Origin of the sequence: Nocardiopsis ganjiahuensis DSM 45031 (genome assembly GCF_000341085.1) — a bacterium.
GTDB classification, from domain to species: Bacteria; Actinomycetota; Actinomycetes; order Streptosporangiales; family Streptosporangiaceae; genus Nocardiopsis; species Nocardiopsis ganjiahuensis.
In genome coordinates, this window is sequence record NZ_ANBA01000009.1 from 314,872 (window position 1) to 327,978 (window position 13,107).

Consider the following 13,107-nt stretch of genomic DNA (forward strand, 5'->3'; position numbering starts at 1 on the left):
CACTGTCGTCACGCGGCACGCTCCATGGTGATCTGTTCGACGTCGATGATTCCGGACCGGAAACCGGCCTCGCAGTAGGCCAGGTAGAACGTCCACATGCGGCGGAAGGTGTCGTCGAAGCCGAGCGAGCGGACCCGTTCCGCGGCCTCGGTGAAACTGTCGCGCCACACGCGCAGGGTGTCGGCGTAGTCCTGGCCGAAGGCGAGGCGGTCGGTGATGCGCAGGCCGGTGCTGGCGGTGATCTGTTCGCGGATCGCGGTGACCGAGGGGATGAGTCCGCCCGGGAACACGTACTTGTGCATCCAGGTGTAGGAGGAGCGGGAGGCCCGCATCATCCGGTGTTCCATGGTGATGCTCTGGAGTACGACCTTCCCGCCGGGCCGGACGAGTCTGTCCAGGGCGGCGAAGTAGGTGGGCCAGTAGCGTTCGCCGACCGCCTCGATCATCTCGCAGCTGACCACCGCGTCGTAGGAACCGGTGGCGTCGCGGTAGTCGCACAGGTCGACGGTGACCCGGTCGGACAGTCCCTCCGCGGCCACGCGTTGCCGGGCGAGGTCGCGCTGTTCGGTGGACAGGGTGATGGAGGTGACGAGGGCGCCCCGGCGGGCGGCGCGCACGGCCAGTTCGCCCCAGCCGGTGCCGATCTCCAGCAGGCGGGTGCCGTCGGTGACCTGCGCGGCGTCCAGGAGCCGGTCGATCTTGCGTTCCTGGGCCCGGGCCAGACCGTAGGCGTCCCGGGGGTCGTCGTCGGTGAAGAGCGCCGACGAGTAGGTCATGGTGCGGTCGAGGAAGAGCGCGAAGAGGTCGTTGGACAGGTCGTAGTGGTGGCTGATGTGGCGGCGGGCCCCGTCCCGGGTGTTGCGGTCGGAGGCGGGGCGGCGCGGCAGGGTCAGGTGGCGCAGGGGCTGGAGCGGTTTCGGGACGAGCTCCTCGTAGTGCTCGGCGAAGCGGGTGAGCATGGCCACCGGGTCCGGTGAGTCCCACTCCCCCGCCATGTACGACTCCCCGAACCCGATGAGGCCGTCGTGCGCCAGCCGGGCGTGGAAGGCCTCGGGGGCGCGCAGCCACAGGACCGGGGCACCGCCGTCGGCGGGCTCGGCGGCCGGTGCTTCGGGGCCGGTGTGCAGGCGGATGCCGACAGCGGGGACGGCGCGGGCGGCGAGCACGCGGGCGACGGCGGTGCGCAGTCGGCCGGAGGGGACCCGGGCCACGTCGGGCCAGTGGTGCGGGTCGACGGTTCCGGGCGGGTTCGGGTTGGTGGTGGTCATGGTCGTGTTCCTCGTGGTTCGGGGCAGCCGGGGCTCGGTCGGTGGCTGCCGGGACGTCGGGTACGGACGGGGCCGGGGTGTCGGTGGGTCTCAGGGGGCCGGTGGGACCCGGTCCTGGGCGGGCAGGAGGCGGGGAGGGGGTTCGGGGCGGTCCTTGACGGGGAGCCCGCGCAGGTAGAGCCGGACGCCGTGGAAGCGGATACGAGCGGCGTTGACCAGTGGCGCCAGCGGATGGCGCAGGGACAGGCGCAGCAGCTGAGCGGCGGTGCCCGGACGGCTCCGGCCGCGCACCGACGCGGTGAAGGGCGGGCGCCCCTCGCGGTGGAGGGCGACCGTGAGGGCGAGCCGCTCCCCCGGTTCGGGCAGGCTGAGCCGGTACTCGCCGTCGACCTCGTTGAACGGGGACACGTACAGGGCCTTGGCGACGGCGGCGCGCCCGCGCCGGTCCGGGTGCAGCAGGTAGCGGTGGCGGTCGCCGTAGGTGTTGTGGACCTCGGCGACGACCGCGCGCGGGGAGCCGTCGGGGCCGTGGCACCAGTAGACGGTGAGCGGGTTGAACACGTACCCGAACACCCGCGCGTGGGCCAGCATGAGGACCCGTCCGCCGTGCAGGTCGATCCCGTGTTCGCGCAGGTAGGAGTCGATGTCCGAGCGCAGGGTGGCCGCCCGGCCGTCGCCGTGGTCGGCGGGGTGGAACCCGGCCAGGGCGCGCAGCGGCCACGGAAGGCGCGGCGGGGCGTCGAGGTCGATGAGCCAGTAGTGGGTGCGGTGGGCGAAGGCGTGCCGGACGGGTTCGGCCCGGGCATGGTGCACCGTCGCCTCGTACAGGGCGGGGACCACCGTCGCCTCGTGGGTCGCGGGGGTCACCACTGTCTCCCCAGGGCGGCTGCCGCCTCGACCCCGGACCGGCAGCCGTCCTCGTGGAAACCCCAGCCGTGGTGGGCGCCGGCGAAGGCGAGGGTCGGCCCGTCCAGGGAGCGCAGGCGCTTTTGCGCGGCGACCGATTCCGGGGTGAAGACGGGGTGGGTGTAGTCCATGGCGGCGATGACCCGGTCGGGGTCCACACTGTCCTCGGCGTTGAGCGTGACCACGTGGTCGGTGCCCTCGGGCAGCCCTTGGAGGCGGTTCATGTGGTAGCTGACCCGGACCGGCTCGCGGCCCGGGTCGCAGGAGGCCAGGCGGTGGTTCCAGGAGGCCCAGGCCGTGCGGTCGGCGGGCAGCACCGAGGTGTCGGTGTGCAGCAGCGTGCGGTTGCGCGAGTAGGTGATGGCGCCCAGCACCTCCGCCTCGTCGTGGGTGGGGGCGTCGAGGAGGGCCAGGGCCTGGTCGGCGTGTGTGGCGACCACCGCGGCGTCGAACTCCAGCTCCTCGGTGCCGGTGCGCAGGCGCACACCGTGCTCGGTGCGGGAGAGGCCGTGCACGGGAGTGCCCAGGCGCACGGAGTGCAGGTTCTTGACCACGCGTTCCACGTAGGTGCGCGAACCGCCCTCCACGGTGCGCCAGCGCGGTGACCCCCAGATCCCGAGCATGCCGTGGTGCTCCAGGAAGGTGAACAGGTGGCGGGCCGGGTAGTCCATGGCGGTCCCGGCCGGGCAGGACCAGACGGCGGAGACCAGCGGCAGGAGGAAGTGCGCGGTGAAGTACGGGGAGAAGCGGTGGCGTGTGACGAAGACCCCGAGGGCCGGGCCGACCGCGGTCCCGTCCGGGTCCGCGGTCCGCGCGGCGCGGAGCAGGCGGCGGGCGGCGCTGTGGAACCGGGGGATGTCGGCGAGCATGCGCAGGTAGTCGGAGCCGTGCCGGGAGCGGCCCGGCCACAGGGCACGGAGCCCGCGCGCGCCCGCGTACTCCAGGCCGCAGCCCTCGCAGCTCACCGAGAGGCTCATCTCGGTGGGCCGGGTGGTCACGTCGAGTTCGTCGAAGAGCCGCAGCAGGTGGGGGTAGGTGCGGCGGTTGTGCACGATGAAGCCGCTGTCCACGCCCAGATCGCTGCCGTCGGGGCCGCTGACCCGGTGGGTGTGCGCGTGTCCGCCGGGGCGGTCGTCGGCCTCGAACAGTGTGACGTCGTCGTGGCGGTGCAGGACGTGTGCGGCGGTCAGGCCGGCGACGCCGCTGCCGATGACCGCGACCCTCCGACGCCCCGGAATGTGTGTGCTCATGCGCCCTCTCGCGAAACCGGTGTGTGAGTGACACGGGGTATTCGGAGCAGGTCGCGGGGTGGATTGGTGGTAGTTGGCGAAAAAGATTCACGAAATGCGAGGGAGATGGCGCAAGGCTTCCCGAGCGCACACGGATCCCTCCGAGCGGAGCCGGATCCGGGGCGCCGGGGACGGTGCCGTCGGTGCGGCGCCCGTGGAGGCCTTCTCGGTCAGGCGGTTCGGGCGGACCGGAGCTCCCGGATCCGGCCCCGACGGCGAACGGAAACCGAGGAGACCCTCGGCCTTCGGGAGCGGTCGGGACTCAGAGGTCGGCGGGGGCGGCGGGGTTCGGGGCCGTCCCGAGACCGGCACGGAGTTCCGCGCACTCGCCCTGGAGGCCGGCCTCCCCGGTCACCACGTCGACCTCTCCGCCACGCGCCCAGCGGGCGAGCTGGTCGGCCCACTCCTGACGGGGCATGGACACGACGTCCGGGGGTTCGGTCCCCTCGCTGACGGCGTCCGGGACACCGTCGGTGAGGACGGTGATCCGGCGGCCGGGGTGGAGCTCGGCGAGGTCGACGGTGATCGGCTGCTGGGAGTGCAGGACCACGACGTGGGGCGTGTCGGGGCTCTCGGTGGTGGACATGGGCGCCTTTCCTGGGGGGACGCCCGAAACCTACTCTTCCGAGACCTCCCCGAAACGTCATCCACAGGGCCGGAACCGGCCACCCGCAAGGGACCTGGGCCGTTGGCGGGGCGCCCCCGACCGACCACCGGGCGGATCAGGCCAGAAGCGCGCCTTATGGACAACTCACCCGGTGACCACCAGGCTGGCCCCATGCGATTGCTCCAACGGCTCCAACGGCTCGACCAGAGCGTCTACGACCGAATGACCCAGGTGGGCACCCCCGTCCTGGACGGTTACACGCCGAAGTTCGTCCAGACCACCGACAACATGGCGCCGTGGGTCCTGGTCTCCGCCACCCTCGCGGTCACCGGCGGGCCCCGGCTGCGGCGCACCGCACTGCGCGCGATCGTCGCGGCCGGGATCGCCAACCTCGGCTCCGCCGGGATCAAGTACCTGGTGCGACGCCCCCGGCCGGACAACTCCGCGGTACCGGCGGCCCGGATCCCCTACCGCTCCTACCCCAGCTCCTCGCTCCCCTCCGGGCACACCGCCGCCGCGGCGGGTTACGCGGGCGGTGTCATGTCCGACGCCCCGCTGCCGCTGTCGGTACTGGTGACAGCGTTGGCGGGTGCGGTCGGTTTCTCCCGTGTGCACAGCGGCGTCCACTACCCGGGTGACGTGCTCAGCGGAGCGGCGATAGGCGCCGGAGCGGCCCTGCTCGCCCGCGCCCTGATCCCGCCCCGCCCCGAACTCGTCTTCGGGGCGAGCACCATCCCCGCGGGAGAGGCCGCCGTGGACCCGGAGGGCGCCGGAGTGACCGTGGTGATCAACCCGCGTGGCGGCGACACCGGGGTGCCCAGCCTCGCCACCGCCGACACCACCAGCCGGGTGGCCCGCCAGCTGCCCCGGGCGAGGATCGTACCGATGTCGGCCGACGACGACGTACCCGAGGTGATGGACAAGGCGGCGCGCGACTGCGAGGTCCTCGCGGTGGCGGGCGGCGACGGGACCGTCAACGCCGGGGCCACGGCGGCGCTGGCACACGACCGGCCGCTGCTGGTGCTACCGGACGGCACCCTGAACAACTTCGCCCGCACCCTGGGACTGACCTCGGTGGAGATCGCGTTGCGCGCCTACGCCGACCGCCGTCTGGCCCGGGTGGACGTGGGCGAGGTGGACGGGCACGTCTTCCTCAACACGGCGTCGTTCGGGTCGTACCCGCGCATGGTGGAACGGCGCGACCGGTGGGCCGAGCGGATCGGCAAGTGGCCCGCGTTCGCCCTGGCGCTCTGGCGGGACCTGCGCGAGGTCAAGCCCACCCCGGCCCTGGTGGACGGACGCCCGGCCCGGGTGTGGTGGGCGTTCGTCGGCAACTGCCGGTACCGGACGCACGCCCGGGTCCCGGGACTGCGGGAGCACCTGGACGACGGGCAGTTGGACGTGCGGGTCCTGTGCGCGCGGTCCCCGTTCCCCCGGCTGCGGGCCCTGACGGACGTACTGCTCGGGCGGACGCTGTCCGGCGCGGGCTACACCGAACGGCTGACCGAGTCGCTGACCCTGGCCATCCCCGACGAACCCCGGCTGCTGGCCGTGGACGGCGAGGTCATGGCGGGATCGCCGACGGTGGCCTTCCGCAAGCGCCCGGCCGCGCTGAGGGTGTTCGTGCCGCTCAACGGCGGCTGAACCGTCCGCGGTGCGGCCCCTGGCGGCCGGGGTCCGGTGGCAGCGGCCCGGGGGTCCGACCGGGGCTCAGCCGCCCAGGCGGCGCAGGACCGTTCCGAGGTCCCGCCAGGCCTGCTCGGTGTCCGCACCCCGCTGGTGCGGGGCGGCGAACAGGTCGACGAACTCCACCACGTCCTGGAGGTCCCAGCGCAGCCGGTACAGGGCCAGGAGCGCGGGGTCGGGCACGTGGCCGGCGGCCTCGGCGTAGCGGGCGAGTTCGTCGGGGTCCTCGGTGACCAGCCACAGGTCGCGTTCGGGTGCGGCCAGTCCCACGGTGTCCCAGTCCACGAGCAGCGGCCCCGCCTCACGCCACAGCAGGTTGCCCGGATGCGGTTCGCCGTGGGTGGTGACCACGTGTGAGGTGTCGGCCTCCGCGGAGCGGCGCCCGAACTCCTCCAGACGGCCCAGCAGCACGGTGCCGTGTTCGGCGAGGAGTTCCGCCGTGAGCTCGGCGAAGGGGCCCTGGTCGCCCGTCTTCTCCGGTTCGGCGACCAGCTCCGCCAGGCGGTCGCCCCCGGCCAGCTCCGGCGGGGTGGCACGGACGGCACGGGGCGGGGTGCGCCCGTGCAGGCGGGCGAGGGTGTCCAGGAGCCGGGCGCGCTGTTCGGGGGTGAGGACCTGCCCGAACTCACCCGGGGTGCCCTCCGTGTACGGGAAGACGCTGAGCGCGTAGCGTTCGCCCACCCGGTGCACGGTGGCGCCCGAGGTGGAGCGCAGCGGAGCCACGACGAACCCGAGCCCGCCCTCGTCGTGCAGGTCGGCGGCGGTGTCCATGGCACGGCCCAGGTGACGCAGCACGGTGTCGGGATCGTCGCCGAGGAAGGCCTTGTGTTCGAGGTCGGCCAGGGTGAGGAACCAGCGCCGCCCGGACGTGTCGGCGGCGCTCCAGTGGTGGTCACCGAATCCCAGGGGCACGTGCGCCAGGACCGCCGCGTGGACGCCCCAGTCCGTCAGGGTGTCCTGGATCTGGTGTTCGTCGAGGTCAACCGGTCTTTCCCGCATGGCCGCGACGCTAGCAGGCGGAGTGTCACCACGGCACGGTAATTTCGGCACAGCCCGCTCACCCCCCTGAGGAGCCCTCTTGACCTCCGTGCCCGAACTCGATCTGCGGGCCGTGCGCCGCCTGGCCCTGCTCCGCCAACGGCTGGCCGGTCCGTCCCCCTCCCCCGGCGCGGACGGCCTGCGCGAGGTGCTGCGGGCGCTGCGCTGCCTCCAGCTCGATCCGGTCGGAGTGGTGGCGCCCAGCCACGAGCTGGTGCTGTGGAGCCGGGTCGGGGCCTTCGAGCGGGCCGACCTGGACCGCCTGCGGTGGGAGGAGCGGTGGCTCTTCGACTACTGGGCGCACGCGGCCTCCATCGTCCTGACCGAGGACCACGCCCTCCACCGCCTCCTGATGCGCCGCCCCCCGCGCGGGGGCGCGGAGGCGGTCTGGCTCGAGGCCAACGCCCAGCTGCGCGAGCACATCCTCCACCGGCTCTCCGAGAAGGGGCCGCTGCCCACCGACGGGTTCCAGGACCTCTCGACAGCGCCGTGGGAGTCGACCGGCTGGACCTCGGGACGCAACGTGGAACGCATGCTCGAGTCGCTGTGGATCCAGGGGCACGTCCTGGTGGCCGGGCGCTCGGGGCGCCGCCGCCACTGGGACCTGGCCGAACGCCTGCTTCCCCGGGAGTCGGAGCACCCCGGGCTCCCCGACGGCGACGTGGTCTCCCGCACCGCCGAACTCGCCCTGCTGGCCCTGGGAGCGGGGCGGGTCCGCGACATCAGGAAGCACTTCGTCCGCGGCCGCTACCCGGGGCTGGAGGCGGCCCTCACCGAACTGGAGGAGCGGGGACGGGTCCTGCGGGTGCGGGTGGCGCGGACCCGCCCGGACGAACCCTGGTACGTGCACCGCGACGCCCTGCCCGACCTGGAGCGGGCCGAGGCCTGGCCCCGGGAGCCGCGCACCACCCTGCTGTCGCCCTTCGACAACCTGCTGTGCGACCGCGAACGCACGGAACTGGTGTGGGGATTCGCCTTCCGCAACGAGATGTACGTGCCCAGGGACAAGCGCGAGTTCGGCTACTACGTGCTGCCGGTCCTGCACGGGGACCGGCTGGTCGGACGGGCCGCCCTGCGGGTGGACCGCCGGACGCGAACGCTGAACGCGGAGGGTGTGTTTGCGGAGGAGGGCACCGCGGGGCCGGCCGAGGCGGCCCCCGCGGTCGCGGCGGCCCTCACCGACCTGGCCGGTTTCGCCGGGGCGGACCGGGTGCGCTTCACGGGGCCGGTTCCCGGGCCGTGGCGGAGCGCCCTGGGCCGGGAACTGACGGTGGGATGAGACCAACGGGGCAGAAGTGCCCCCTGGGACTCATGGGAGCGATGAGTCGGAAACCGGCCGGTTGTGGTCGCCCCGAACAGGACCGAGCACTTGCCGGGCCCGTACCGGTGGGGCAAGGATCTCGCCATGCCCACTTTCACCGCCCCGGACGGAACCGAACTCGCCTACCGACTCGAGGGTCGGGGCGAGCCCCTGCTCTGTCTGCCCGGCGGCCCCATGCGCGCCTCCGCCTACCTCGGTGACCTCGGCGGCCTGTCGGACCGGCGCCGGCTGGTCCTGCTCGACCTGCGCGGCACCGGAGGCTCCGCCACTCCGCAGGACCCGACCACCTACCGCTGCGACCGCCAGGTCGGCGACGTCGAGGCGCTGCGCGCCCATCTGGGGCTGGAGCGGATGGACGTGCTCGCCCACTCCGCCGCCGGCGACCTGGGCCTGTCGTACGCGCTCGCGCACCCCGAGCACGTCCGAACCCTCACCCTGGTGACCGCCCGCGCCCGCGCGCTCGGGGTGGACTTCACCCGCGAGCACCGCGAGGAGGCGGCCGCTCTGCGGGTGAAGGAGCCGTGGTACGAGGAGGCGATCCGCTCCTACCGGAACCTGCTGACGGGGTCGGAGTCGGAGGAGGACTGGAACGCGGTACTGCCGTTCTTCTACGGGAACTGGGACGCGGCCGCCCAGGAGCACGCGGCCTCGGCGACCGGCCAGTCCAACGAGGAGGCCGCGGCGCTGTTCGCCCCTTGGGAGGCCTTCTCACCGGACGGGGCCCGCGCGGTCGTCGCGTCGTGGGACGTACGTGTCCTCATCCTGGCGGGTGAGTTGGACAGCGCTCCCCTGCCCCGGGTGGGAGCGCAGATCGCTGAGCTGTTCGCCGAGGCCGAGGTGGCGGTCCTGCCGGGCGGCGGCCACTTCCCCTGGCTGGACGACCCGGACTTCTTCAGCCGTACGGTGGGGGACTTCCTCGACCGCTGAGGCGCGACGGCCCCTGAGCACCTCCCTGGCGCTCGGGGCTCCTGGCGCTCGGGGCTCCTGGTGCTCAGGGCTCTGGTGCTCGGGGCCTCTTGCCGAGCTCCTCCCCCGGTGCTCCGGCGGCTCAGCCGCGGGTGCTCCGACCGGTGGAGAGCCGGGCGGAGGTCGGAGTGCCCCCTCGCCCCTCTCCCCTGGGGCGGGCCCACCGACCGGGGTCCCCTCCGAGGCCGGTCACTCGGTTTCGGCTGCCTTGAGGAAGCGGGTGAGGGCCTCCTGGTCACCGCTGACGCCGAGGGCCTGGGTGCCGGTCCGGCGCCACAGTGCGAGCAGCAGGTCGGAGGCGGTTCCCTCCACGGCGGTGCTGGCCCGTGTCTCGCTGCGGCTGACCCGCCAGTGCTGTCCGGTGTGGTCCACCGACCAGACGTGGCCGGTGTCGGTGGTGCGCAGCAGCACCGTCCCGACCGGGCCGACCGGGTCGCGCTCCAGGCCCAGCATCTCGGCCAGGCCGAGGAAGAAGGTGAGGAACTCGTCGACACCGTCGGTGGCCACGTCCCCCGGCAGCGGTGCGCGGCTGCCGATCGCGTTGAGGACGTCCCAGGCGTGCACGGCGGTCTCCTGGGCCATGCGTCTCTGGATGAACGCGACGTCCTTCTGCGGCGCCCAGGTCCAGCGGGGCTCTGCGGGGTCGAGGGCGGTGAGCACGGCGAGCGTCTCGTCCAGCCCCTTCCGGTACCAGCCCAGGAGGTCCTCGTCCTCGGGCCGTTCCGGTTGCGTGTAGCCGTCCCCGGGGTCCTTGATCTCGCCGGAGGCGATGGACCGCCAGAAGTGGTGGGTCTCACCGACGTGCCAGACCAGGTCGGCGACGTTCCACGCAGGACAGGTGGGTACGTGGGCGTGCGGTCTGTCCTCGGCCGCGTCGGCCAGGAGGGTTCCGCTCTCACGGAGAACGGTGAGGTATCGGGGGGTGTCCATGTTCGGGACGTTAGCACCCCGCACCGATCGAAGTCCGGTTTTCCACAGGCCGGCCTCGGCCAGGGCACCAGGCCGTGGACGGTGCCCGGGTCGGCGGTGCTCGCGTACGGGAGGACCGCACCCGCTACGGGCAACAGGATGTGGGCGATCGCGCCGGAGCGCTCGGCTCCCTCGGACGCGGACCGTCCGACCGGCCTCGGCCCCGGAACCGGTCGAAACCGCAGGGGATCGTTCCCTTCTCCCCACCGACTTCACGAAGCGCCCCACCCGGGTCGGGACCTCGGGTTACGCTGCTGCCCGGTGGCCGGGCCCGCGGCCGAACGGAGCCCCGGGGAGCAGGCCCCGACGAGCCCGGCCCGGCGGAACGGGGCCCGATCCGGTGACGAGGGATCGCGGACGAGGGGATCGCCATGGGACAGACCGCACGGACCGGTCCGGAGGCCGGGACGCTGAGCGAGGTCGTCGACGGGGTGTACGCGTGGGTGCAACCCGACGGCACCTGGTGGGTCAACAACGCGGGCGCCGTGGCCGGGGACGACGGTGTGCTCGTGGTGGACACCTGCGCGACCGCGACCCGCACCCGGCGCTTCCTGGACGCGCTCGGAGCCGCGACAGCGGGCGCACCGGTCCGCTGGGCGGTCAACACCCACCAGCACGGCGACCACACCTACGGCAACAGCGTGCTCCCCGACTCCACCGTGCTGATCGGCCAGACCGCCATGCGCGAGGCCCTCGGCTCGGACCCCCTCTTCGAGGACCTCCCGCCGGTCTGGGAGCCCGTCCCCGACTGGGGCGACGTCACCCGCAGGCTCCCGTCCGTCACCCTCGACCGCGAACTCACCCTCCACCTGGGCGGACGCCGCGTCGACCTGCACCACCCGGGGTACACCGCGCACACCCCCGGCGACGTGGTGGCCTGGCTGCCCGAGGAGCGGGTCCTGTTCACCGGTGACCTGATCTTCCACGGGCTGACCCCGCTGGTGTTCATGGGGTCGCTCGACGGGGCGCTGCGCTCCCTGGAGTGGATGCGCTCCTTCGCCCCCGACCACGTGGTGCCCGGCCACGGCCCGCCCCTGGCCGGCGCCGAGCTGGACGGGGTGCTGGCCGCCCACGAGCGGTACTACAGGTTCGTCCTCACGAGTGCCGAGGACGCCGTGCGCGAGGGCCGCAGTCCGCTGGAGTGCGCACGCGGCACCGGCCTCGGCGAGTTCGGGGACTGGGCGGACGCCGAACGGTTCGTCATGAACCTGCACCGCGCGCGGGCCGACCTGGTCGGCGAACCGCTGGACCTGGTCCGGGCCCTGACCGACGCGGTGGAGTGGAACGGCGGTCCGATGCCCACCAGCCTCTGACCGGGGCACGCCGCGCTCCGAACGGCGTGCGGCGGGGAGCGAATCAGCGGGCGCGGGCGGGACCCGGCCGACGCCGGAATGTCGGTACCGGTCCGTAGATTGGGAACCAGTCGACACGGCCTCCGCCCCCGGAGGCGCGTACCCCCTCTCCTCCCCTGCCCGGCGCCCGCCTCCCCTGTGGCGTGCCCGGCACACGATCGTCGAAGGGCGCGGTCCATGACCTTCAGCACCACCCACCGGAACACCGGAACCCGTACCTACCTGGAGCTCTCCGAGGAGGGCGGCGGCGCGCACAAGTTCTACGAGGTCACCGTCGACGGCACCGACGTCACCATCCGGTACGGGCGGATCGGTGAGAGCGGCCAGTCGCGTACCGCGAGCCACGCCACCGTCGCCAAGGCCGAGGCGACCGCGGCGAAGAAGATCGCGGAGAAGCGGCGCAAGGGGTACGAGCCCGCGGTGGCCGGGGTCCGCCAGCGGCGCGCCGTGACCAGGCGGACCATCGTCAGCCAGCGGTCGACCGCCCGCCAGGCGCCGGTGCTGTGGCGGTTCCGTTCGGGCAGCCCCGCCTTCGGCATCTTCGTCGACGACGAGCGCTGCTGGGTCGGCAACGAGCGCGGGGACGTGTACACCCTGTCCCACCAGGGCGCCGTCACCGCCCGCTACGGGCTGCCGGACGGGGTCAAGTGCATCGTGGCCGACGACTTCTGGATCTACGCGGGCTGCGACGACGGCAAGGTCTACGACCTGGGAGCCAAGATCCCGCACGTGGCGTACGAGATCGCCGAGGACGTGGACATCTTCTGGCTGGACATCCACGACGGTGTGCTCGGGGTCTCCGACGTCGCCGGCCGGATCACCGTGATCGACCACGAGGACGAGTTCCAGTGGGCGCGGCGCAGCTCGGGCAGCTCCGCGTGGATGGTCCGCCAGGACGAGGAGGGCGTCTACCACGGCCACTCCCGGGGCGTGACGATGTACGACGCGCGCACCGGGGACGAGTGCTGGACGACCCCGACCAGCGGTGCGGTGCTGTTCGGCTGGCAGGAGGGCGACGAGGTCTTCGCCGCCACGGCTCGCAACTCCGTCGACCGGATCGGCAAGGACGGGGAGCACCGGTCGACCTACCGCTGCGACGGCGCGGTCTTCTCCTGCGCGGCCTCCCCGGACGGGCGGTACGTCTTCGCGGGCGACAACCACTCCTCGGTCTACTGCTTCGCCCGGGACGGCCGCCGCCTGTGGAAGCTGGCGACGGGGTGCGGATCGGCGTACTCGATGCAGTTCCACGAGGACCGGCTCTACATCGTGACCACCGACGGCTCCCTGGCCTGCATCGACGCCACCGAGTCCGCGATCGTCTCCGCGGAGCGGGGCAGTGTCCCGGAGCCGGTCAGCGTGAAGGCCCCGGCCTGGGACGCGGTCACCTCCTCCGTCGAGCTGGAGACCGTCCGCGCGGGCGACCTCTCCGCCGCCGACGGGGTGGTCGTGGAGTGCGTGGACGAGAACGGGCGGCTGCGCGTGCGTGTGGTCTCCGACGGCTTCGACCCGTCGCTGCGGGTGCAGTTCCCCAAGGACATCCGGCGTCCGGGCGCCCGCTACGTCGTGGGCGAGGTCCTCACCTCCAGCGGAGGCGGTTTCTACCGTGTCCGCGGCGACATCCGCCGCCTGCGTTGACCCCGAGACACCACCGGGGGACCCGTGCGAGCACGGGTCCCCCTACGGGTCACCGGTCCAGGCCGGGCGG

General features: G+C 73.2%; 11 protein-coding genes. 5 read left to right on the plus strand and 6 right to left on the minus strand.

Annotation, left to right across the window (positions count from 1 at the left end):
* Nucleotides 1-8: 8 nt before the first annotated feature.
* From D458_RS0112570 to D458_RS0112585, 4 genes are all read right to left on the minus strand, one after another.
* Nucleotides 9-1,268, minus strand: coding sequence for an SAM-dependent methyltransferase (locus D458_RS0112570; RefSeq protein ID WP_017587107.1), 1,260 nt, complete (start codon nt 1,266-1,268; stop codon nt 9-11).
* Nucleotides 1,269-1,358: 90 nt separating this feature from the next.
* Entirely contained in the window at nt 1,359-2,135 is a 777-nt protein-coding gene (locus tag D458_RS0112575; RefSeq protein ID WP_017587108.1) for a DUF1365 domain-containing protein, read from the minus strand.
* Nucleotides 2,132-3,424, minus strand: coding sequence for an NAD(P)/FAD-dependent oxidoreductase (locus D458_RS0112580; protein ID WP_017587109.1), 1,293 nt, complete (start codon nt 3,422-3,424; stop codon nt 2,132-2,134). Before D458_RS0112580 ends, D458_RS0112575 begins: the two co-directional genes overlap by 4 nt.
* Before the next feature lie 301 nt (nt 3,425-3,725).
* Nucleotides 3,726-4,049: a hypothetical protein gene (locus tag D458_RS0112585; RefSeq protein WP_017587110.1), complete on the minus strand. Its 324-nt coding sequence runs from the start codon at nt 4,047-4,049 to the stop codon at nt 3,726-3,728.
* Between the two features lie 192 nt (nt 4,050-4,241).
* Between D458_RS0112585 and D458_RS0112590 the strand changes: the two genes are divergently transcribed.
* A complete protein-coding gene (locus tag D458_RS0112590) occupies nt 4,242-5,714 on the plus strand; it encodes a phosphatase PAP2 family protein (RefSeq protein ID WP_026119239.1) in 1,473 nt (490 codons plus the stop codon).
* 66 nt (nt 5,715-5,780) lie between these two features.
* Here the strand turns inward: D458_RS0112590 and D458_RS0112595 are convergent, their stop codons facing one another.
* Nucleotides 5,781-6,755, minus strand: coding sequence for a phosphotransferase (locus D458_RS0112595; protein WP_017587112.1), 975 nt, complete (start codon nt 6,753-6,755; stop codon nt 5,781-5,783).
* 88 nt (nt 6,756-6,843) lie between these two features.
* Between D458_RS0112595 and D458_RS0112600 the strand changes: the two genes are divergently transcribed.
* Nucleotides 6,844-8,073, plus strand: coding sequence for a DNA glycosylase AlkZ-like family protein (locus tag D458_RS0112600; RefSeq protein ID WP_239647961.1), 1,230 nt, complete (start codon nt 6,844-6,846; stop codon nt 8,071-8,073).
* A gap of 126 nt (nt 8,074-8,199) precedes the next feature.
* Nucleotides 8,200-9,042 carry an alpha/beta fold hydrolase gene (locus D458_RS0112605; RefSeq protein ID WP_026119240.1) on the plus strand — a complete coding sequence of 281 codons (843 nt, stop codon included), beginning with the start codon at nt 8,200-8,202 and terminating at the stop codon, nt 9,040-9,042.
* 228 nt (nt 9,043-9,270) lie between these two features.
* On the opposite strand, the gene D458_RS0112610 is transcribed toward D458_RS0112605, so the two are convergent.
* Nucleotides 9,271-10,011, minus strand: coding sequence for a maleylpyruvate isomerase family mycothiol-dependent enzyme (locus D458_RS0112610; RefSeq protein ID WP_017587115.1), 741 nt, complete (start codon nt 10,009-10,011; stop codon nt 9,271-9,273).
* A gap of 410 nt (nt 10,012-10,421) precedes the next feature.
* Between D458_RS0112610 and D458_RS0112615 the strand changes: the two genes are divergently transcribed.
* Both D458_RS0112615 and D458_RS0112620 read left to right on the plus strand, forming a co-directional pair.
* Nucleotides 10,422-11,363: an MBL fold metallo-hydrolase gene (locus D458_RS0112615; protein ID WP_017587116.1), complete on the plus strand. Its 942-nt coding sequence runs from the start codon at nt 10,422-10,424 to the stop codon at nt 11,361-11,363.
* 216 nt (nt 11,364-11,579) lie between these two features.
* Nucleotides 11,580-13,037, plus strand: coding sequence for a WGR domain-containing protein (locus D458_RS0112620; protein ID WP_017587117.1), 1,458 nt, complete (start codon nt 11,580-11,582; stop codon nt 13,035-13,037).
* Nucleotides 13,038-13,107: the final 70 nt, after the last annotated feature.

Excerpts from the sequence above, each read along its gene's own strand:
- D458_RS0112570 (WP_017587107.1), bottom strand. The coding sequence starts at position 1,268 with ATGACCACCACCAACCCGAACCCGCCCGGAACCGTCGACCCGCACCAC.
- D458_RS0112580 (WP_017587109.1), bottom strand. The coding sequence starts at position 3,424 with ATGAGCACACACATTCCGGGGCGTCGGAGGGTCGCGGTCATCGGCAGC.
- D458_RS0112585 (WP_017587110.1), bottom strand. The coding sequence starts at position 4,049 with ATGTCCACCACCGAGAGCCCCGACACGCCCCACGTCGTGGTCCTGCAC.
- D458_RS0112590 (WP_026119239.1), top strand. The coding sequence starts at position 4,242 with ATGCGATTGCTCCAACGGCTCCAACGGCTCGACCAGAGCGTCTACGAC.
- D458_RS0112595 (WP_017587112.1), bottom strand. The coding sequence starts at position 6,755 with ATGCGGGAAAGACCGGTTGACCTCGACGAACACCAGATCCAGGACACC.
- D458_RS0112605 (WP_026119240.1), top strand. The coding sequence starts at position 8,200 with ATGCCCACTTTCACCGCCCCGGACGGAACCGAACTCGCCTACCGACTC.
- D458_RS0112610 (WP_017587115.1), bottom strand. The coding sequence starts at position 10,011 with ATGGACACCCCCCGATACCTCACCGTTCTCCGTGAGAGCGGAACCCTC.
- D458_RS0112615 (WP_017587116.1), top strand. The coding sequence starts at position 10,422 with ATGGGACAGACCGCACGGACCGGTCCGGAGGCCGGGACGCTGAGCGAG.
- D458_RS0112620 (WP_017587117.1), top strand. The coding sequence starts at position 11,580 with ATGACCTTCAGCACCACCCACCGGAACACCGGAACCCGTACCTACCTG.